Origin of the sequence: Halomonas sp. CnH100-B (assembly GCF_024124605.1) — a bacterium.
Classification (GTDB): Bacteria; Pseudomonadota; Gammaproteobacteria; order Pseudomonadales; family Halomonadaceae; genus Vreelandella.
In genome coordinates, this window is record NZ_JAMXRX010000005.1 from 109,219 (window position 1) to 130,540 (window position 21,322).

Genomic DNA, 21,322 nt, shown 5'->3' on the forward strand with positions numbered 1-21,322 from the left:
ACCGCATCTGTTTGTTTCTATACTACTTGCTAGGTCATTCATGGCCTGCTCCCTGATAAGTCTAAGGATGAAGACGATGAAAACAGTGCGTGCTTACCTCTCGACCCTTTTGATGATTGCGTTAGTGTTCGCCAGCCTGCCCGTCGTGGCAGCCCCGACCGCCCCGCAAGGCATGGACTTGGTATCGACGCAGTCTGTTTTAGCAGGCGACCGTGCCGGCGCTGATCGCGAGCGTATCAATGAAATCCTCGCCCGTGCCGATGTGCAGGATCAGCTGCTAAAGCAGGGTGTCAATCCTGCCGACGTCGAAGCCCGTGTGGCGGCCCTTAGCGATGCCGAAGCTCAGCAAATGGCACAACAGCTCGAACAACTGCCTGCCGGTGCCGGTGTGGTAGGAGCGCTGTTCGCGGTCTTCGTGATTCTGCTGGTAACGGATATTCTCGGTCTGACCGATGTTTACCCGTTCACTCGCTAAGTCGTCTGCAGTGATGAATCGCTCCGTCAACGCCCGCTCTGCGGGCGTTTTACTGTTAAGCCTGCTGATCGTACTGCTCACCGGCTGCGCCCGCAGCCCGGTACTGTTAGAGAGCACTAGATCGAGCCTGGCCCCGCAAACCGAGCTTACCGAGGTGCCGTTTTTCGCCCAAACCGAGTACCAGTGCGGCCCGGCGACCCTGGCTATGGTGCTCAATCACGAAGGCGTCGAGGTTAACTTAGACGAGCTAATCCCTCAGGTATTCTTGCCTGGGCGTGATGGCAGCGTGCAGCCGGAAATGTTGGCCACGGTACGCCGCTACGAACAGCTGGCAATTCCCATCCGAGGTACCATGGATGCTCTGCTCACGCATCTGGAAGCAGGCAACCCGGTCGTCGTGATGCAGAACCTCGCCCTGCCCGCCTTTCCCATGTGGCACTATGCGGTGGCCATTGGATTTGATTTGCCCAACGAGACGCTGATACTGCGCAGCGGTGAGATCGAGCGGCATACCCTGTCGTTTAGCCGTTTTGATGCTACCTGGGCGCGCACTGAGCGCTGGGGCTTTGTGGTCAGCGAGCCGGGCAGCCTGCCGGAGGGCGTGATCGCGCGCAATGCCTTGGAAGCGATTAGCGCCTTTGAAGAGCAGCACGGCCCCGACACAACGCTGAGTAGCTGGCAGGCATTCGCCGAGCGCTTCCCGCAGAACCCGATGGGCCAGTTCGCTCTGGGCAACGCGCTTTACGCAACGCAGGAACCCGAGGCAGCGTTAGCTGCGTTTGAAAACGCCACACAGATTGACCCGAACATGGGTGCCGCGTGGTTGAACCTCGCCATCTTGCAGCTTCAGCAAGAGGACACCGCCGCCGCCAGGGAATCACTCAGCCAGGCCGCTTCATTAGAAGGCGAATGGCAGCCTCGCGCCCAGCAGCTGCTGGAATCGCTATAAAGGGTATGGTTTCGGAAGGCGATGCTTGAAAAAACACGAAGGGGGCATAGCGCCCCCTTCGTGTGGCCGATCAAAAGACGCGGTTTAAGCCATTTTGCGCCGCCACCCGGTAGGCTTCGGCCATGGTTGGGTAGTTGAAGGTCGTATTCACGAAGTACTTGAGCGTATTCGCTTCGCCCTCTTGCTGCATGATCGCTTGGCCGATATGCAGAATCTCCGAGGCTTGGTCACCAAAGCAGTGGATACCCAAAAGCTCTAGCGTGTCTTGGTGGAACAAGATCTTGAGCATGCCCACGGTATCGCCGGTAATCTGCGCGCGGGCGGTATCTTTGAAGAACGCCTTGCCCACTTCGTAGGGAACTTTGGCTTCGGTCAACTCGCGCTCGTTGGGGCCAAAGGAGCTGATCTCGGGAATGGTATAGATACCGGTCGGCACATCGCTAACGAAGCGGTACTCTTTTTCCAGCAGCTCGTTACACGAGTTCAAACCCTGGTCGTAGGCGGCGCTGGCAAGGCTTGGCCAACCAATCACATCCCCTGCCGCATAAATATGCGGAATCGACGTCCGGTAGTGTTCATCGACGCTGAGCTGGCCTCGGCCGTTGGCTTCTAGTCCGATGTTCTCAAGCCCTAAACTGTCAGTGTTACCGGTCCGGCCATTGGCCCAGAGGAACGCATCGGCGCGGATTTTCTTGCCGGATTTGAGGCGTACCACGACCCCGGCCTCGTCGCCCTCGACGCTCTCGTACTCTTCGTTGTGACGAATCAATACGCCGTGCTTGCGTAGATGGTACGAGAGCGCATCGCTGATCTCGTCGTCCAAGAACGACAGCAGGCTATCGCGGTTGTTAATCAGATCGACTTTGACCCCCAGGCCCGAGAAAATGGAGGCGTACTCACAGCCGATGACACCGGCGCCAAAGATCACCAGCGTACGCGGGGTATGGGAAAGGCTTAGGATGGTATCGGAGCAATAGATACGCGGGTGACGGAAGTTGATATCCGCCGGGCGATAAGGGCGTGAGCCGGTGGCGATGACGATTTTTTTGGCCACTAGCTCTTCCATGCCCTCTTGGCGGTCGCGAACCACGACGGTGTGCTCGTCTTTGAAGCGCGCCACACCGTGAAAGAGATCGATGCGGTTGCGCGCATAAAAGGTGGTGCGCATTTCGACCTGTTTGTCGATCGTGCCACGCGAGCGCTCCATGACTTTAGGGAAAGAGAACCAGCGCGGCTCACCGATATCGCGGAACATGCGGTTGGTGTTGAACGCCATGATCTGCTTGACCTGATGGCGCAGCGCTTTGGATGGGATAGTGCCCCAGTGAGTGCAGTTACCGCCTACTTGGGCCTGTTTCTCAATGATCGCCACCCGCATACCGTGTTTGGCAGCATTGATGGCAGCGCTTTCTCCGGCGGGGCCGGTACCGATAACCACGACATCGTAATTGTGAACCGCCATACGGTTTGGATCTCCTTGTTCCCTTACATTTTCGTCAGCGCATACGTAAACGCCCGCGATTAAGCGAGCGTTCGACGTATGTGTGCGCGTACATCATGAGTGAATAACGGCACGATGGGGCTTAACGGCGTGTGACATCGTAGCCCAGGTCTGCCCCGCGACTTTCATCGCTACGACGGCGCAGACTACCGCGTTTGCGGTTCTCTTCTTCGCAAACATCGTCTTTGCCACCGCAGATATCGCAGCCATCTTTCATACCAATTTGGTTCAACCCGCCGCAGGAACCTGCGATGGGTTTACGCCCCATCAGTACACCGACGGCCATGGCCCCCATGATCAGCGCCATAAAACCAAATACCAGTAGCCAAATTGCCATGTGGTCCTCCCAGCATTGCGTTAGGTGCCTTACCTGCCGACAGTCATTGCGCCGATAAGTGCCTTAAAAGTTACCGCCTATTGTACCCTAGCCGATGCAAAATGATCAGGCATTCGAGGCAATTTCCACACGATGTGCGTTCCCATCACCTCAAAAACAAACGGGGCTAGCCCTAAGGCTAGCCCCGTTTCTAACGTACGCTGACGCGACATTAGCCGCCGAAGTCATCCAACAGGATGTTTTCCGGCTCGACCCCCATATCCAGCAGCAGCTTGATAACGGAAGCGTTCATCATGGGCGGCCCACACATGTAGTACTCACAATCTTCAGGCGCCGGGTGGTCCTTCAGATAGTTTTCGTACAGCACGTTGTGGATGAAGCCCGTCGGGCCTTCCCAGTTGTCTTCCGGCTGCGGATCGGACAGCGCCAGATGCCACTCGAAGTTCGGGAACTCTTCTGCCAGCTGATCGTACTCTTCGTTGTAGAAGGTCTCACGCCAGGAGCGCGCACCGTACCAGAACGAGATCTTACGATCCGACTTCAAACGCTTGAGCTGGTCGAAGATGTGGCTACGCATCGGCGCCATGCCCGCACCACCCCCGATGAAGACCATCTCGGCATCGGTGTCTTTGGCAAAGAACTCACCAAACGGCCCCATGACGGTCACTTTGTCACCCGGCTTCAGGCTGAAGACGTAAGTCGACATCAGGCCCGGCGGATGGCTGGTGCCAGGAGGCGGCGTCGCGATACGAATGTTGAACTTGAGGAGACCTTTCTCTTCCGGGTAGTTCGCCATGGAGTAGGCGCGGATGATTTCCTCGTTGTTCTTATGGGAAATGTCGAACAGGCCAAACTTTTCCCAGTCGCCACGGTACTCTTCTTCGATATCGAAGTCAGAGAACTTGATGTCGTAGGGCGGTGCAACGAGCTGAACGTAACCACCAGCGCGGAAAGCTACTTCTTCGCCTTCAGGCAGCTTCAGGTTGAGCTCCTTGATGAAGGTTGCGACGTTCGGGTTGGCCGTTACTTCGGTTTCCCACTTCTTCACGCCGAAGACTTCTTCCGGCACTTCTACTTTCATGTCCTGCTTTACAGGAACCTGACAAGAGAGGCGCCAGCCTTCTTTCTTCTCACGCATGGTGAAGTGCGACTCTTCGGTCGGCAGGATAGAACCGCCGCCCTCTTCGACTCGGCACTTACACTGGGCGCAGGAACCGCCGCCGCCACAGGCAGAAGAGAGGAAGATACCGTTGGCCGCCAGGGTGTTCAGTAGCTTGCCGCCGGCTTGGGTCTTCAGGGTGTGCTCGGGATCGCCGTTGACTTCGATCGTCACGTCCCCGCTACTCACTAGCTTGCTGCGCGCTGCCAGAATGATCGCCGTCAAACTAATGACGATGACCGTGAACATGACAACACCGAGCAAGATGACAGATGTATCAACCATGTCGGTTTCCTATTGCTGAAGGTTTTCTGTACCTCGGCAGCCTGGGCTGCCGAGAAAACCGGCTCCGATTAAAGCTGAATGCCAGAGAAGGACATGAAGCCCAGTGACATCAAGCCAACGGTGATAAACGTAATGCCAAGACCCTGCAGACCGCCCGGCACGTCGCTGTACTTCAGCTTTTCACGAATACCCGCCAGGGCCGCAATCGCTAGCGCCCAACCGGTACCCGCACCGAAGCCATAAACCACGGCTTCGCCAAAGTTGTAGCTACGCTCCACCATGAACAGTACGCCACCGAGGATGGCGCAGTTAACGGTAATCAGCGGCAGGAAGACACCCAGTGCGTTGTAGAGCGACGGCACGTACTTATCAAGGAACATTTCCATGATCTGTACCAGCGCCGCGATGACACCGATGTACGAGAGCAGACCCAGGAATGACAGGTCGATGTTTTCAGCACCGCTAATGCCGGTCCAGGTCAGCGCGCCTTCTTGCAGCAGGTACGTGAATACCAGGTTATTGACCGGTACCGTGATCGTCAGTACGACGATAACGGCGATGCCGAGGCCAATGGCAGAAGACACCTTCTTGGATACCGCTAGGAACGTACACATGCCCAGGAAGAAGGCAAGTGCCATGTTCTCGACGAATACCGAAGCAACGAAAAGGCTCAGATAGTGTTCCATGTTACACGGCCTCCTTCGGCTTGGTGTTGTGCTTCATCTTGAACTCGTTCTCTTCTACCTGCTCGGGGTTGACGGAGCGCAGTACCCAGATCAACAGACCGATGATGAAGAAGGCAGAAGGCGGCAGCAGCAGCAGACCGTTCGGCACGTACCAGCCACCGTTCTGGATGGTCGGCAGGACCGTGAAGCCGAAGATGCTACCCGCACCCAGCAGCTCACGAACGAAACCAACGACCATCAGAACGAAACCGTAACCCAAACCGTTACCGATACCGTCCAGGAACGACATGCCCGGCGTATTGGACATCGCGAAACCTTCCGCGCGGCCCATTACGATGCAGTTTGTGATGATCAGACCGACGAACACCGACAGCTGCTTAGACATTTCGTAAGCATAGGCTTTGAGGATCTGGTCGACCACGATAACGAGCGAGGCAATGATGGTCATCTGAACAATGATACGGATCGAGGACGGAATGTGGTTCCGAATCAGCGATACGAACAAGTTCGAGAAAGATGTTACGAAGATAACCGCCAGCGCCATGACCAGCGACACGCTCATGCTGGTGGTGACCGCCAGAGCAGAACAGATCCCCAGAATCTGAAGCGCAATGGGGTTGTTCTTGAAAATCGGCGCCGTCAAAACGCCTTTTGCATTTACATCCGCCATGATCAGGCCCCCTCAACGTCGTCGAAGTCAGTCTCGGTGTCTTCGGCGTCTGATGGCTCGGTTCCGCTGCGGAATTTAGCCAGGTAAGGCGCAAAGCCCTCTTCACTCAGCCAGAACTGCAGCATGTTGGTCACGCCGTTACTGGTCAGCGTGGCCCCGGAGAGCGCATCGACTTCGTGCTCGTTACTCGCACCGCCTTTGGTCAGGTGGATTTCAGGAGAGAGGTCGCCCTCTTCGCTGTAAATCTCTTTACCTTCCCATTGGGCTTGCCAGCGCGGGTTGTTTACTTCGGCACCCAGACCCGGCGTTTCCGCGTGGTCGTAGTACGTGATACTGACGATGGTGTTACCGTCACCTTCAACGGAGAGGAAGCCCATCATACGACCCCAGAGGCCCTGACCACGAATGGGCAGAACGATCTGATCGGGGTTTTCAGCATCGCCGACCAGATACACGGTCGCGAAGTTTTCTACCTGCGTCAGGCCCGCGATGTCACGGTCGCCAGACAGCGTGCGGCCAGTAGCCGGGTCACGCGCAGCTTCGAAACCATCGAAGGTCTCGGGATCGAACTGATCGGTGTAGTCACCGGTTTCGAGTTCGACGACGCGCGCAGTGATCTGGTTGCTGAACGCTTCTTCCACATCCATACCCGGCTCGTAAAGACGCGCCACGTTGAGGATGTTGGTTTTACGGTCCAGCTCCTGATTGAGCTGCTGCGCTGGGCGCAGTGCTACGGCCGCCGTCGAAACGATGACCGAGCACACGATGCACAGCGAGAACGCTACGATCAGGACTTTCTTGATGGAGTTGTTACCTTGTGCCATTAGGCAGTCTCCTCGGCCGGTACGCCAGTACGCTTGAGACGGCGCTTCACATTGGCCTGGACGAAGAAGTGGTCAATCAGCGGCGCAAACAGGTTGGCGAACAGGATGGCCAGCATGATGCCTTCCGGGAACGCCGGGTTCACCACGCGGATCAGCACGGTCATGACACCGATCAGTGCACCGAACACCAGGCGACCTTGGTTGGTCATCGCAGCCGACACGGGGTCGGTCGCCATGAACACCATACCAAAGGCAAAGCCACCGATGACGAGGTGCCAGTACCAGGGCATCGCGAACATCGGGTTGGTATCAGAACCGATCAGGTTGAACAGCGTGCTGGTGATCACCATGCCAAGGAAAACGCCCAGCATGATGCGCCAGTTGGCAATCTTGGTCCACAGCAGGACTGCAGCACCGATCAGGATCGCCAGCGTCGAGACTTCACCCACGGAACCGGGAATGAAGCCCAGGAAGGCATCCCACCAGCTATAGGTATCGGTCAGTGCGGACATGCCATCTTGGAACGCCATGGAGAGCGCTGTCGCACCCGTGTAACCGTCGGCTGCTACCCATACCGCGTCACCGGAAATTTGCGCCGGATACGCGAAGTAGAGGAAGGCGCGGCCGGTCAGCGCAGGGTTCAAGAAGTTCTTACCCGTGCCGCCGAAGATCTCTTTACCGATCACGACACCAAAGGTAATGCCCAAGGCAACCTGCCAAAGCGGAATCGTGGCCGGCAGAATCAGCGCAAACAGCACAGAGGTCACGAAGAAGCCTTCGTTGACTTCGTGGCCGCGCTTGATGGCGAACATCACTTCCCAGAAACCACCCACGGCGAAGGTCACCAAGTAGATGGGCAGGAAGTAAGTCGCGCCGAGAACGAAGTTCGCCCACAGGCTGCTCGGATCATGACCGCCCGCAAGGGTCATCATGATGGCTTCGCGCCAGCCGTTCATGGAGGCATAGCCCGCTTCGATAGCGGTGTTCGCCTGCCAGCCTGCGTTCCACATACCGAAGAACATGGCCGGGAAGGTACACATCCACACGGTGATCATGATGCGTTTCAGGTCGACGCCATCACGCACGTGCGCGGTCGTTTTAGCAACGCTGGGCGGCGAGTAGAAAATGGTGTCTACCGCTTCGTACAGCGGATAGAACTTTTCGTACTTACCACCTTTATGGAAGTGCGGCTCGAGATTATCGAGTGTTTGTCGAATACCCATCATCAGGCCTCTTTCTCGATCATGGTGAGATTGTCACGCAGGATTGGGCCGTACTCGTATTTGCCGGGGCAAACGTAGGTACATAGCGCCAGATCCTCTTCGTCCAGCTCAAGACACCCAAGCTGCATGGCAACCTCAATGTCGCCCACAATCAGCGAACGCAGCAGTTGGGTTGGCATGACATCCAACGGCATGACGCGTTCGTAGTTACCCACCGGCACCATGGCACGCTCGGAACCATTTGTAGAGGTGGTCGGCGCGTAGTTGCTCAGGCCTTTAATTTTGGAGAGATAGATGCCCATCACCGAATGGCGGTTGGCACCGGGAGAGAGCCATCCCATAAAGGTGCGCTTGTTACCCTCTTCCAGCAAGCTGACTTGGTTGTGGAAACGCCCCAAGTAAGTCACCTTGCCTTCTGCGGCAGCGCCAGAGAAGACCGAGCCAGAAATCACGCGAGTGTCTTCCGGTTGGATGATTTCACCTGCCAAGAGTTCCTCGGTGCTCGCCCCGATACGGGTACGCAGCAGGCGAGGTTTCTGGGCACGCGGGCCACCCACCGCAATGATGCGGCTCATGTCCAGCTTACCTTCGGCAAACAGCTTACCGAATGCAATGACGTCCTGATAACCGATGTGCCACACTTTTTTATGTAGCGCGACGGGCGAGAGGTAGTGAATGTGCGTGCCTACCAAGCCTGCCGGGTGCGGCCCAGCGAAACTTTCCGTCTTGACGCCGCTGATATCACTGCCCGGTACGGAAGCGTTAGCCCCCGTGCACAGAAAAACGTTGCCCTCGGTCAGGCGGGTTAGCACCTTGAGGCCGTCTTCGAATGCTTGAGCGTTTTCATTGATGATAAAGGCAGGGTCAGCGCTCAGCGGATGGGTATCCACGGCGGTGACGAAAATATCGGCAGGAACGCTATCGATGGCTGGCGTACGTGAGAAAGGACGGGTGCGCAGCGCAGTCCACAATCCTGACTCAACGAGCTGGTCGACAACGGTTTGACGATCAAGCTGTGCTAAAGCGCCACGATCATGAGAAGCAAATGTCATCGCTTCTTCATTTTCATCGACTTTAATGACCACAGACAATAAACGTCGTTTTTCGCCACGGTTAATAGCGACTACTTCACCACCGGCAGGCGCCGTAAAACGTACGCCGTCGATTTTCTTGTCGGTGAAGAGAAGCTGGCCTAATTTGACCTTATCCCCTTCCTGAACTTCCATGGTTGGCTTCATGCCAACATAGTCAGTGCCCAGGATTGCCACGTGACGCACAGGCTGCGCATCTTCAATACGCTGCTCGGGCGCTCCCGTGATGGGGAGATCCAGGCCTTTTTTGACTTCGATCATAGTCTCGCCCAGTTGATGGATCGGATATACGAAGGTAAGGGGTTCGAATGCTTATTTTCTGTTCAGTGAATTCTTGTTTTGCTGTTCAGATCGTTACCAGTCAGGCTCAAGCACGCTTGAACCACCCCGAAAAATCTATCGCATTATAAAGATAAGCGCGGCCAATGACCACATCCCTGATGGCCTCCAAAAGTGCTATATGCCGTTCTAGGTCATTTGTTTCTGATACAAAAAACGCCACCCGAAGGTGGCGTTTGTCAAGCCAATGGCGCAACTGCCCTACATGAGTGCGTCCAGGGCATATGCCCGCAAAGACTTAGTGCGGCAGTTTCAAGAATTGCACGTTGGACATGTGCTGCAGGATACGAATGACCTGGCAGCTATAGCCAAACTCGTTGTCGTACCAGACATACACCACGGCGTGATTGCCGTTGGCGATGGTCGCTTTAGCATCGACGATGCCCGCATGACGGTTCCCGACGAAATCAGACGAGACCACTTCGGCCGAGTCGACGAAATCGATCTGCTTTTGGTAAGCGGAGTCGATGGACATACGACGCAGGTAGTCGTTGAGGGCCTCGGCGTCGGTGCCTTTGTCCAACGTCAGATTCAAAATCGCCATGGAGACGTTCGGCGTTGGCACGCGAATCGCGTTACCGGTCAGCTTGCCCTCGAGCTCCGGCAGCGCCTTGGCAACGGCTTTGGCGGCACCGGTTTCGGTCAGTACCATGTTCAGTGCCGCACTGCGGCCACGGCGGTCGCCTTTGTGGTAGTTGTCGATGAGGTTTTGGTCGTTGGTATAAGCATGGACGGTCTCCACATGGCCCGTCACCACGCCATACTCATCGTTCAACACCTTGAGCACCGGCACGATGGCATTGGTGGTGCACGAGGCCGCCGAGACGATTCGGTCACTGTCACCAATCGTCTCGTGGTTGATGCCGAACACGATGTTCTTGATGTCGCCTTTGCCCGGCGCGGTCAGTAGCGCTTTCGCAGCGCCTTTGCACTCCAAGTGCTGCCCCAAGCCCGCTTCATCGCGCCAGATACCGGTATTGTCCACGATGACCGCATTGTGGATATCGTAGGCGGTGTAATCGATCTCACTGGGGGAGTCCGCGTAGATCACTTGCACCACGTTGCCGTTGATGGTCAACGTGCGTGCATCGGCATCGACGGAAATGGTGCCGTCGAACGGGCCGTGTACGGAGTCGCGGCGTAGCAGGCTCGCCCTTTTTTCCAGATCTTTCGACACGTCGCCGCGGCCACGCACTACGATGGCACGCAAGCGCAGTAGGTTACCACCACCGGCCTTCTCGACCATCACCCGCGCCAGCAGGCGGCCAATGCGGCCAAAACCGTACAGCACGACGTCTTGCGGCTCGCCTTTGCTGCCTTCCGGCTGATAGCCGTCGATGATTTCGCTCAGCTCTTTACGCAAAAAGGCGTTCAGATCGCCGCCGCCCTGACGCTTGAAGCTGACCGCTAGCTTGCCTACGTCCACGTGCGCCGGGCCCAAGTTCATCTCACTCATCGCTTTGACGATGGGGAAGGTATCTTCCACCGACAGCTCGGTGCCCTCGATTTTGCGCACAAAACGATGATCTTTGAGAATACGAATGACCGACCGCTTGATCAGAGAGCGTCCGAACATCGTGGCCACAACATTGTTCTGGCGATAAAGCTGACCCACCAGCGGGATCATCTGCTCGGCCAGAGCTTCATTGTTTTGCCATTCCTGAAAAACGTTTTCGAGCGCTTGCTGACTCACGTGCGGCCTCATTGAGTTATGAACGGGGATGTCCGGGGCATTATCCGGGGCTTATTAGAGGGCCGCAATGAATGGATAGTCGCACAACATGTAGGGGTATTACAGAAAATGGGCATTGACTACAAACGGTAATAATGCAGTGCCTCATGGCGCTTAACCTCCGCCTTCCCCGAAGGTCTCTGCCTGACAGGGCTGATCGTGTATGATTCAGGTTCCGTTTCTGCGCAAAACGATACCTTGACTATGCCTTCTTTCTCTCTGCTCGAACCGCCCCAGCCGCAAGGGATTCGCGACACGCTCTATATGCAAGCGCCGCCGGGCAGTGCGACGGCCCTAGCGCTGGCTCAGGTAGCGTCCAGCGCCCCGCTGCTCGTGATCACCCCCAATACTGCGAGCGCACAGCGCTTGGAGCAGGATCTGGCGTTTTATAGCAGCGTGCCCGTTCTCCCCTTCCCCGATTGGGAAACACTGCCCTACGACAGTTTCTCGCCGCACCAGGACATCATTTCCGCCCGGCTGAGAACGCTGCGCTTACTGCAGGATGGCGTCCGAGGGATCGTGCTCGTACCGATCAACACGCTAATGCAGCGCCTGCCCCCGGTTTCTTACATCGCGGGCCGCGTGATGACACTAAAGGCAGGGGCCACACTCAACCGCGAAACGTTCCGCGAATCGCTCTCCCGAGCAGGCTATCGTGCGGTCGAGACCGTTTACGAGCCGGGTGAGTACGCCATGCGCGGTGCCATCATCGATCTGTTTGCCATGGGCATGGACGAACCCATCCGCATCGACCTCTTCGATGACGAGATCGATACACTGCGCCACTTCGACCCGGGCAGCCAGCGCTCCACGGACAAAGTGGATACCATCGAGCTGCTGCCCGCCCACGAATATTCGCTGAGTCGCGGTGCCATTGCCTGCTTCCGCGAGCAGTTCGAAACGCTCTTCGACGTCGACCCGCGCCAGTGTCCGCTCTATAACGATGCGCTGAAAGCGATCCCCTCGCCCGGGCTAGAGCAGTACCTACCGCTGTTCTTCGATGAGACGGCCTCTCTGTTCGAACACGTAACCGATGACACCCGCATTGCCCTGCTACCCGGGGTATTTCATGCGGCCGAACAGCATTGGCAGGCCATCGAGTCGCGCTACGTCAACCTCGGTGTTGATCCAACACGCCCTCTTCTGCCGCCCCATCGGGCCTTTTTCCCGGTCAACGAGGTGTTCTCGGCCATCAAAGCGCGACCGCGCCTGGAGCTCACCGAGGACGAGGCCCAGCGCCACGCGCTGACCCCACTGGCGCAAGCGCTGCCTACTCTCTCGATCAATGCACGGGCCAAGCAGCCGTTGAGCGAGCTGGCGAACTTCCTGGAGCAACATCCCCGCACTCGGGTACTGTTCGTGGCGGAGTCTCGCGGGCGTCGAGAAGCACTGGAAGACGTGCTCTCCCCGCTAAGACTCTCGCTGCCCCACAGCGAGAGTTTCCAGGCATTTCTGGCGGGCACCGAGCGCATGGCGATCACCGAAAGTCTGGTTGGCAGCGGCCTGTGGCTCACCGATCCCGATGTCGCGGTGATCAGTGAAACCGAACTGTTTGGTGACGTGGTGCGACAAAGCCGCCGGCGCGAAAAAGCAACCGACGACAACGAACTGGCGGTTCGTCACTTATCCGAGCTGCGCGAAGGCGCCCCGGTGGTTCACCAAGCCCACGGTGTGGGCCGCTACCTGGGGCTGGAAACTCTGGAGGCAGGCGGCCAAGCGAATGAGTTTCTCGCGCTCTCCTACGCCGATGGCGCCAAGCTGTACGTCCCGGTGGACAGCCTGCATCTCATCTCACGCTACAGCGGCGCCGACGACGAACTCGCTCCGCTGCACAAACTGGGCTCCGATCAGTGGGAGAAAGCCCGTCGCAAAGCCGCCGAAAAGATTCGCGATACCGCCGCCGAGCTGCTCGACATCTATGCGCGCCGCGAAGCCCAACAGGGCGTGGTCTACGAAACGCCCGGGGAAGAGTACGTGCGCTTTGCCGCCAGCTTCCCTTTCGAGGAAACCCCCGACCAGCAAGCCGCCATCGAAGCGGTGATCGGCGACATGGTGTCGCCTCAGCCGATGGATCGCGTCGTGTGCGGCGACGTGGGGTTTGGCAAAACCGAAGTGGCCATGCGCGCGGCCTTCCTCGCCGTTCAATCGGGTCGGCAGGTCGTGGTGCTCGTACCGACGACCCTGTTGGCGCGGCAACACTTCGAGAACTTCCGTGATCGCTTCGCCGATACCGCCGTCAATATTAGCCTGATCTCGCGCTTCACCGGCGGCAAGGAGATGACGCAGACTCTAGACGGCATCAAAAGCGGCCAGACCGACATCGTCATCGGCACCCACAAGCTGCTGTCGAAGAGCGTCGAGCTGCCCAAAATGGGCCTGCTGATTATCGACGAAGAGCACCGTTTCGGCGTTGCCCAGAAAGAGAAGCTCAAAACCCTGCGCGCGGAAATCGACATTCTCACGCTGACGGCCACGCCGATTCCGCGCACGCTCAATATGGCCATGAGCGGCATCCGCGATCTTTCCATCATCGCCACACCACCGGCTCGGCGCCTATCGGTCAAAACCTTCATACAGCAGCGGGACAGCAGCGTCATCAAAGAGGCGCTGCTGCGGGAAATTCTGCGTGGCGGTCAGGTGTACTTCTTGCACAACGAAGTCAAAACCATCGAAAACGCCGCCGAACAGATTCGCGAGCTGGTGCCGGAAGCCCGTGTCGCCGTCGCCCACGGCCAGCTACCGGAGCGGAGCCTGGAGCGCGTGATGTCCGATTTTTACCACCGCCGCTTCAATGTGCTGGTGTGCTCGACCATCATCGAAACGGGCATCGACGTTCCCAGCGCCAATACTATTTTGATCGAACGGGCGGACAAATTTGGTTTGGCGCAGCTACACCAGCTGCGCGGTCGTGTGGGGCGCAGCCACCATCAGGCTTACGCGTACTTGCTGACTCCGCCGCCTAAAGCCATGACCCGGGACGCGGTCAAACGCCTGGAAGCCATCAGCGCCTCCGACGATCTCGGCGCAGGCTTCACCCTGGCGAGCCACGACATGGAGATTCGCGGCGCAGGGGAGCTGTTGGGCGATGAGCAGAGTGGCCAGATGGAAACCATCGGCTACACCCTTTATATGGAGATGCTGGACCGCGCGGTGAAAGCGATACGCGCAGGCAAAACGCCCAACATCGACGCCCCCTTCAATACCGGCGTCGAGATTAGCCTGAATTTGCCCGCCCTAATTCCCGATGATTACTTGCACGACGTGCAGCAGCGCCTGGTCATGTACAAGCGCATTGCCAACACCCAGTCCGATGCCGAACTGAAAGAGCTTCAGGTGGAGCTGATCGACCGCTTCGGCTTGCTGCCTCAGCCGTTGAAGAACTTGATACGTCAAACCAAGCTACGCCACCGGGCCGAACAGCTCGGCGTCGCCCGTATCGAGGCGGGCGAGCAGCGCGGCCGAGTGATCTTCAATAGCAGTACCCAAGTAGACCCGCTGACGCTGGTCACTCTGATCCAGAAATCCCCCCAGCACTACCGCTTGGATGGTTCCGACACCTTACGATTTGAATTTCCAATGGAATCGGTCGAACAGCGTTTCGAAAAGATCGAAGCGCTGTTGACGACCCTCAATCAAAAAGTAGCGGCGGCGTGAACCTTGGGGCAAACTTATACCTAAGCAGCACACATCGGCAACGCATCGCTGCCCATTACCATGCGTACCAGCAGTGCATACATTGATTAGGATCGACCATGAACATTCGTAACAACATTACCCGTTGGGGCCCCACTAGCCTGGCAGTATTGCTAGCAGCGAGCCTTGTGGGCCCCGTCTATGCACAGCCATCGGCCGAACAGGCCGAGACTGCGGTGGCGATCACCGATGATGCCGCCGCTAGTGCCGAGCAGGTTGCCAATGCCCAGGAACAGCTGCCCCGCGGCCACTTCCGTCTACCCGAACAGGGCGACATTATCGGCGAGTACTACACTGTCACTGTCGAGAATCCAGAAGACACGCTGATCGACATTGCCCGTCGCCATAACATCGGCTACGAAGAGATTCGCATGGCGAATCCAGACGTCAGCCTGTGGGTACCGGGTGAAGGCACCGAGGTGGTGATTCCTGCGCGCTACATTCTGCCCCCCGCCCCCCGCGAGGGCGTGGTGGTCAATCTCTCCGAGCTGCGTCTTTACTACTACCCGGCCGATAAACCCGGCATCGTCGAAACCTATCCGGTGAGCGTTGGACGGGAAGAGTTCGCCACGCCCGTGGGCATCACGCGGACCACGGTCAAGGTCAAAGATCCCGCCTGGGCACCGCCCGCCTCGATGCGTCGTGAAGCTGCCGAGCGCGGCGAGCCCGCCCCCTCTATCGTTCCACCGGGGCCCGACAACCCGCTTGGCCGCCATGCCATCCTGCTGGCCATGCCGAGCTACTTGATTCACGGCACCAACCGTCCTGATGGCGTGGGTATGCGCGTCAGCCGCGGCTGCATTCGTATGTATCCTGAAGATATCGAATCACTCTACGAGCGCCTGCCTAGCGGCACTCAGGTCAACCTGATGGATGCGCCGTTCAAAGCGGGCTGGGCGGCTGACGGCACACTGTTCGTGCAGTCGTATCCGCAACTCGAAGAGAACGTCGGTGATTTCGAGCCATTGCTCAATGCCATCGAGCGCGTTAGCGAGCTTGCCGACGAACAAGCAGAGATCGACTACGAGCAGGTCAAGCGTGCGGTAGAAGCGCCGGATGGTCGTTTCGTGGCGCTGTACGGCCCCCAGGCGCCTGCTCCCGAGCCGGAACCCGAACCGCAACCCACGCAACAGCTGGAAGGCATTTTGAAGGGCGTTGAGCTTTCCACTACCGTCCGCGTGGAAGGCGATGCCTGACAAGGCAAATGCTAGCCAACAAAAAACCCCGCCGAGGCGGGGTTTTTCACATCTACAGCAACCACCGAACATACATCATGTCCGGTGGTCCAAGCAGAATTACTTCTGCATGGAACGCTGGAACATGCGGTTCATTTCTTCACGGTTCTGCTCAGACATCTGCAGAGCAGCTTGCGCGTCGCGCTGAGCTTGGTTTGCAGTGTTCAGAGCCTGTGAAGCCATGCTGCGAGCTTCTGCAGCGTCAGCTTGTGCAGATTCAGCAGTCATGCGAACTTCTTCCAGAGCGCTGGTAGAAGCACAGCCAGCCAGGATTGCCAGAGAAGCGGCAGCGGCAGTCATCTTCAGAGCAGTCTTCAGAGTCATAGTGTTCTCCTTGAGTCTTCCTTGGGTACTACGTTAAGGGTATGACAAAAAATAAGGCTAAAAGGTTAGCTTAAATTTGTCTACCTGCGGTGCAGGTTCGTTACAGCGACTTGTACCAGGGTTACGTACCAGGGCACGCAAGTCAAACGCTGTTTTATAATAGACCACAGCGGTTGTCTATAGCCACGTGTTCAAAACCTAGAACTTCCTTCAACAACACAAGCCTAGCGGATCACCACGCGAGTGCCAACATCAACTAGCTCGGCCACTCGCTCGATCTCTTCATTGGTCACTGCCACGCACCCTTGGGTCCAGTGGAAGTTGCCATGAATCTCCGGATCACCGCCGCCGATCCCGTGAATGCCAATGGCCCCGCCCAGCGCCGTATTTTGCGGGGGCGAGCCATAACGCCGATAGTGATCGAAGTAGGCCTCATAGTCCGCTTGGGAGTAGATACCGGCTTCAAGCGCCATACGCGCGTGAGGTGGCGTAGGATAATCGATACCGATGAAGATATGCCACTGGCTTTCGTAATTAAATCGGTTAATCCTGAATTCTCCCAGCGGCGTGACGTTATCTCCCCGTACGCGCTGGGTTTTGGCACCGCCACGCCCGAGTGAAATGGGGGCAAATCGCTCGACGAGAGCATTGCCTCGGAAGATGCTCAGCGTTGCCTCTTTGTCGTCGATCAGCACCCACAGCTCGTTGCTGTGGCGTGGCACCGGCGCCCGTGCGAGCAACGTGGCCACCAAGTCGGGTGGCGCGTAATCGTTCACAGCGCTGGTGGTCGCGGCGCTGGCCGCAACAGGCCAGCCCAGGGCCATCGCTAAAAATCGGCGGCGGTTCACAGGCATCATTATGGCTCTCAAAAAAACGGGCCAGCGGTGCTGACCGACAATGCGTTAATGACGGCTGTTATACCCCATAGACGCCGCCATTGTCAGCGTCTTAGTGAGCAATCTGCGTTGAGAACCGCCGCTATCTCTTCACGAAAGTCTAACGAAGAGACTGGCTCGCACGCCTCTATGCCGCCTAAAGATCGTCGAACTCTTGCATACTGGCGACGAGCTTGCGGGCTTCGGCGTTATGGCCCTGCGCTAGCGCGTTGAAAAACGTCTCCTCGGGCTCGATTTTGGCCCGCGACGCTCGATGTTCATAAAGGCTCTGCAGCTTACGGTGAGCCTCCACTGCCGTTTCGGTCAGCTCATCGATGGAACCCGCCACGCTCTGCTCGGCAAGCGCATCCAGCTCGGGGGGCTGGGGAAAGTCGCCGGAATCATCGAACCAGGTATCCAACACTTCCCGGTGGTCGGTGCCGTCATGAAACAGCGCTTCTAGCCCCGTTTTCATTTTCAGCTCGCTATCCGCAAGATAGTTCAGCGCCATCGCTAGCCGCTCGTGTTCCGCTTGACTGGCGGCATCGCTGTACTGACGGGCCATGCGGGCGTGATAGCCTGCGGCCCACTCGATGAGATCCTTCACTTGGTTGTAGCGCATCCGTGTCTCCTCTGTCGTTGTCTTAACAACGTGGTGGCGAATCGGCACATTTCAACGTCTGGCATGACTATCCACGACGCGGCGCACGTCCACCCGCGACGGCTACCGTCTGGCTACCACTCCTCGCTCGTCTCACGCAGAGAGGCGATTTCTCGCTTGGCAGCGGCCAGGTTATCCATCAGCTGCTCCGCCAACGAACGCTGGCTGCCTACGGCAATCATGGCAGGGTTTTGCACGCTACGGCGTGCAGCACCTTCGTTGCTGTGCAGCTTGTCTAGCTGCCCCACCAGCCAATGAAGCCAGCTTTCGGGCTGGTGCATCGCATCCCGAAGACGCTGAAGCTCGGCCACGTCAGGGCCGTCACTGGCGAGCAACGCTCGCCAGTCATGGTTCGTCAACCGGGCGTGCTCGGTCACCTCTTTGAGCAGTGAACCCAGGGCCAGTTCGAACAGAGACAGCGCGCTCTCCTCGATGGCCATCTGCCGAGCGGGACTATGCTCGTCATCGCCCACCGGCAGGCCGACCAGCAGTTCGGCCTGATACAGTAATTGATTAGTGCGGGAACGAGGGGTCACTTACGCTTATCCTCCACGTGCCATTTGCCACCTTCGAAGGTCGCTTTCCAGCCGGTTGCTTTACCCTCTTCATCGGTCATCACGTACTGCTCTTTGTTTTTACGCGAATAGCGAATTTGCGCTGGACGACCATCCGGATCTTCGCTCGGCGCTTTAAGAATAAAGTGATACTTCTCTGGTAGCTCATCGGCATGTGCCTTGAGCTCCTTGACCAACGGCGGACGCGTCTCACGATTTTTGGGGAACTTGCTCGCCGCTAGAAACAGACCGCTTGCCCCATCGCGCAGCACGTAGTGATCTTCCACCTTTTGGCAGGCCAGTTCAGGCATCGGGATCGGGTCCATCTTCGGCGGCGCGACCTCACCACTGCGCAACAGTTTGCGGGTATTTTTACACTCGCTGTTGGTACAGCCAAAGTACTTGCCGAAGCGACCCGATTTAAGCTGCATGTCGGCGCCGCACTTATCACACTCGATGAGCGGACCGTCGTAGCCTTTGATCTTGAACTTACCGCTTTCGATCTCATAGCCATCGCAATCTGGGCTGTTACCACAGATGTGCAGCTTACGGGTTTCATCGATCAGGTAGTTATCCATGGCCGTGCCGCATTTCGGGCAGCGACGCTTAGCGCGTAGCGCATCGGTTTCGGCCTCTTCGCCCGCGTCTTCCGCGACGGCTTCCTCACCAGGAATCAGGTCGATAGTGGTCTTGCAGCGCTCTTTGGGCGGCAAATTGTAGCCGCTGCACCCTAGGAAGACGCCGGTCGAGGCGGTACGGATCTGCATTTTTCGCCCACAGCTCGGGCAGTCGATATCCGTAGGCACCGGCTGGTTGGGGCGCATGCCCTCCTCGCTCTCGGCCTTCATCAACTCCATGCGGAACTCGTCGTAGAACGCATCGAGCAGCGCCTGCCAGTTGCGTTCGCCTTCGGCCACTTCATCGAGGCTGTCTTCCATCCGCGCGGTAAAGGAGTAATCCATCAGGTCAGGGAAAGACTCTTTCAGCCGCTCGGTAACGATGTCACCGAGTTTCTCGGCGTAGAAGCGGCGGCTCTCCAGCTTTACATAGCCACGGTCTTGAATGGTCGAGATGATCGACGCGTACGTGGAAGGACGCCCAATGCCCTGCTTCTCTAGCTCTTTGACCAGGCTGGCTTCGGTATACCGCGCCGGCGGCTTGGTGAAGTGCTGCTGTGGGTCGAGGGCTTCAAGACGCATGCTCGTGCCGGTTGGCAGATCGGGCAGGCTCTGATCTTCGTTTTTGCCGGTGGGCTTCATCACCCGTGTATAACCGTCGAATTTCAGCACGCGGCCTTTGGCGCGCAGCTCGTAGCCATCCACTTCCACGCTGAGCGTGCTGGACAGGTATTCGGCAGGCGTCATCTGACACGCAACGAATTGTCGCCAAATAAGCTCGTAAAGGCGTTCTGCGTCGCGCTCCATCCCAGAGAGGTCAGACGCTTTGCGTTCGACGCTTGAGGGGCGGATGGCCTCGTGGGCCTCCTGGGCACTCTCTTTGCTGCTGTAACGGTTGGGCGACTCGGGCAGATAGCGCGCCCCATACTCATCACCAATAAACGAACGAACGCTCTCCACCGCATCTTTCGAGAGGTTGGTGGAGTCGGTACGCATATAGGTGATGTAGCCCGCTTCGTAGAGACGCTGGGCCATGGTCATGGTTTTCTTCACCGAAAACCCTAACCGACCACTGGCCGCCTGCTGAAGCGTCGAGGTGATGAACGGCGCGGTGGGCTTGGAACTGGTCGGTTTGTCCTCTCGCGAGGTGATCGACAGCTTGGCTTTGCGCAGCTGCGCGATGCGCTCCATGGTCTCTTTTTCGGAGGTCGGGCGGAACGGCTTGCCATCCTGCCTTGCCAGAGCAAACCGCACTAGCTCACCGTCAGGAGAGACGAGATCCGCGTGGACATCCCAGAACTCCTCGGGAATGAACGCACGAATCTCGCGCTCGCGCTCGACAATCAGGCGAACTGCCACCGACTGTACGCGCCCGGCGGACAGCCCACGAGCGATTTTTGCCCACAATAAGGGGGAGAGCATGAAGCCCACGACGCGGTCGAGAAAGCGGCGTGCTTGCTGGGCCTCTACGCGGGGCAGGTTCAGCGCACCTGGGGCTTTGAAGGCGTCCTGAATGGCATTTTTGGTGATCTCATTGAACACCACGCGCTTGTAGCGGCTGTCGTCGCCCCCAATGGTCTCGCGAAGGTGCCACGCAATGGCTTCCCCTTCGCGGTCCAAATCCGTCGCAAGGTAGACGGCATCGGCTTTTTCGGCGAGCTTTTTGAGCTCGGCGACGACTTTCTCTTTACCGGGCAGCACCTCGTAGTGGGCTTCCCAGCCATTATCGGGGTCGATACCCATGCGCCGAATCAACTGGTCGTGGGCCTTGCGCTTTTTATACTCTGCCTTCTCTTCCGCCGACATCTTACGCGTTGCCGCGGCTTGGCGAGCGCGCTCCTTAGGGTCGGAGGCTGCCTTACCTGAGCCGCTGGTCGGCAGGTCACGGATGTGACCTACGCTCGACTTGACGATGAAATCGTTGCCGAGATACTTATTGATCGTCTTCGCTTTCGCAGGCGATTCGACGATGACCAGTGACTTGCCCATAGTGCTCCACTTTCCTATTGCCCAGGCGCTATCGCCCATGCTTTGAATACGTTACTGCCACCACGGTGACGTGGCGACCATGAGAAAAATGCGCCTACCCTAC

General features: G+C 57.7%; 18 protein-coding genes. 4 read left to right on the plus strand and 14 right to left on the minus strand.

Annotated features, from left to right (window positions below; all coding sequences use genetic code 11):
* Positions 1 to 76: 76 nt before the first annotated feature.
* A complete protein-coding gene (locus NH398_RS12805; RefSeq protein WP_159341930.1) occupies positions 77 to 475 on the plus strand; it encodes a PA2779 family protein in 399 nt (132 codons plus the stop codon).
* The gene (locus NH398_RS12810) at positions 453 to 1,424 is read left to right on the plus strand and encodes a PA2778 family cysteine peptidase (protein WP_253018859.1); all 972 of its coding nucleotides are present in this window, start codon (positions 453 to 455) and stop codon (positions 1,422 to 1,424) included. The genes NH398_RS12805 and NH398_RS12810 overlap by 23 nt, the downstream gene beginning before the upstream one ends.
* A gap of 70 nt (positions 1,425 to 1,494) precedes the next feature.
* Here the strand turns inward: NH398_RS12810 and sthA are convergent, their stop codons facing one another.
* From sthA to NH398_RS12855, 9 genes are all read right to left on the minus strand, one after another.
* Entirely contained in the window at positions 1,495 to 2,886 is a 1,392-nt protein-coding gene (gene sthA, locus NH398_RS12815; RefSeq protein WP_253018860.1) for a Si-specific NAD(P)(+) transhydrogenase, read from the minus strand.
* A gap of 121 nt (positions 2,887 to 3,007) precedes the next feature.
* Positions 3,008 to 3,262, minus strand: coding sequence for a (Na+)-NQR maturation NqrM (nqrM, locus tag NH398_RS12820; protein WP_159341927.1), 255 nt, complete (start codon positions 3,260 to 3,262; stop codon positions 3,008 to 3,010).
* A gap of 211 nt (positions 3,263 to 3,473) precedes the next feature.
* On the minus strand, positions 3,474 to 4,706 hold the full coding sequence (nqrF, locus tag NH398_RS12825) for an NADH:ubiquinone reductase (Na(+)-transporting) subunit F (protein WP_159341926.1): 1,233 nt from the start codon (positions 4,704 to 4,706) through the stop codon (positions 3,474 to 3,476).
* Positions 4,707 to 4,774: 68 nt separating this feature from the next.
* A complete protein-coding gene (nqrE, locus tag NH398_RS12830; protein WP_044628064.1) occupies positions 4,775 to 5,392 on the minus strand; it encodes an NADH:ubiquinone reductase (Na(+)-transporting) subunit E in 618 nt (205 codons plus the stop codon).
* A gap of 1 nt (position 5,393) precedes the next feature.
* Complete coding sequence (locus NH398_RS12835) at positions 5,394 to 6,062, minus strand: NADH:ubiquinone reductase (Na(+)-transporting) subunit D (protein ID WP_120387062.1); 669 nt, start codon at positions 6,060 to 6,062, stop codon at positions 5,394 to 5,396.
* A gap of 2 nt (positions 6,063 to 6,064) precedes the next feature.
* Positions 6,065 to 6,886, minus strand: a complete 822-nt coding sequence (locus tag NH398_RS12840) for a Na(+)-translocating NADH-quinone reductase subunit C (protein ID WP_159341925.1) — start codon at positions 6,884 to 6,886, stop codon at positions 6,065 to 6,067.
* The gene (locus NH398_RS12845) at positions 6,886 to 8,112 is read right to left on the minus strand and encodes an NADH:ubiquinone reductase (Na(+)-transporting) subunit B (protein WP_159341924.1); all 1,227 of its coding nucleotides are present in this window, start codon (positions 8,110 to 8,112) and stop codon (positions 6,886 to 6,888) included. Before NH398_RS12845 ends, NH398_RS12840 begins: the two co-directional genes overlap by 1 nt.
* On the minus strand, positions 8,112 to 9,461 hold the full coding sequence (locus tag NH398_RS12850) for a Na(+)-translocating NADH-quinone reductase subunit A (protein WP_159341923.1): 1,350 nt from the start codon (positions 9,459 to 9,461) through the stop codon (positions 8,112 to 8,114). Before NH398_RS12850 ends, NH398_RS12845 begins: the two co-directional genes overlap by 1 nt.
* 316 nt (positions 9,462 to 9,777) lie before the next feature.
* Positions 9,778 to 11,232, minus strand: coding sequence for a glyceraldehyde-3-phosphate dehydrogenase (locus tag NH398_RS12855; RefSeq protein WP_159341922.1), 1,455 nt, complete (start codon positions 11,230 to 11,232; stop codon positions 9,778 to 9,780).
* Between the two features lie 243 nt (positions 11,233 to 11,475).
* On the opposite strand from NH398_RS12855, the gene mfd reads away from it, so the two are divergent.
* The gene (mfd, locus tag NH398_RS12860; RefSeq protein ID WP_253018861.1) at positions 11,476 to 14,925 is read left to right on the plus strand and encodes a transcription-repair coupling factor; all 3,450 of its coding nucleotides are present in this window, start codon (positions 11,476 to 11,478) and stop codon (positions 14,923 to 14,925) included.
* 98 nt (positions 14,926 to 15,023) lie between these two features.
* Entirely contained in the window at positions 15,024 to 16,160 is a 1,137-nt protein-coding gene (locus NH398_RS12865; RefSeq protein WP_159341920.1) for a L,D-transpeptidase family protein, read from the plus strand.
* 99 nt (positions 16,161 to 16,259) lie between these two features.
* Here the strand turns inward: NH398_RS12865 and NH398_RS12870 are convergent, their stop codons facing one another.
* From NH398_RS12870 to topA, 5 genes are all read right to left on the minus strand, one after another.
* Positions 16,260 to 16,523: an Lpp/OprI family alanine-zipper lipoprotein gene (locus NH398_RS12870; protein WP_016914087.1), complete on the minus strand. Its 264-nt coding sequence runs from the start codon at positions 16,521 to 16,523 to the stop codon at positions 16,260 to 16,262.
* A gap of 224 nt (positions 16,524 to 16,747) precedes the next feature.
* On the minus strand, positions 16,748 to 17,380 hold the full coding sequence (locus NH398_RS12875) for a L,D-transpeptidase (protein ID WP_159341919.1): 633 nt from the start codon (positions 17,378 to 17,380) through the stop codon (positions 16,748 to 16,750).
* 175 nt (positions 17,381 to 17,555) lie between these two features.
* The gene (locus NH398_RS12880; RefSeq protein WP_159341918.1) at positions 17,556 to 18,020 is read right to left on the minus strand and encodes a 2-hydroxyacyl-CoA dehydratase; all 465 of its coding nucleotides are present in this window, start codon (positions 18,018 to 18,020) and stop codon (positions 17,556 to 17,558) included.
* Between the two features lie 113 nt (positions 18,021 to 18,133).
* The gene (locus NH398_RS12885; protein WP_159341917.1) at positions 18,134 to 18,595 is read right to left on the minus strand and encodes a DUF6586 family protein; all 462 of its coding nucleotides are present in this window, start codon (positions 18,593 to 18,595) and stop codon (positions 18,134 to 18,136) included.
* Entirely contained in the window at positions 18,592 to 21,219 is a 2,628-nt protein-coding gene (gene topA / locus NH398_RS12890) for a type I DNA topoisomerase (RefSeq protein WP_159341916.1), read from the minus strand. The genes NH398_RS12885 and topA overlap by 4 nt, the downstream gene beginning before the upstream one ends.
* Positions 21,220 to 21,322: the final 103 nt, after the last annotated feature.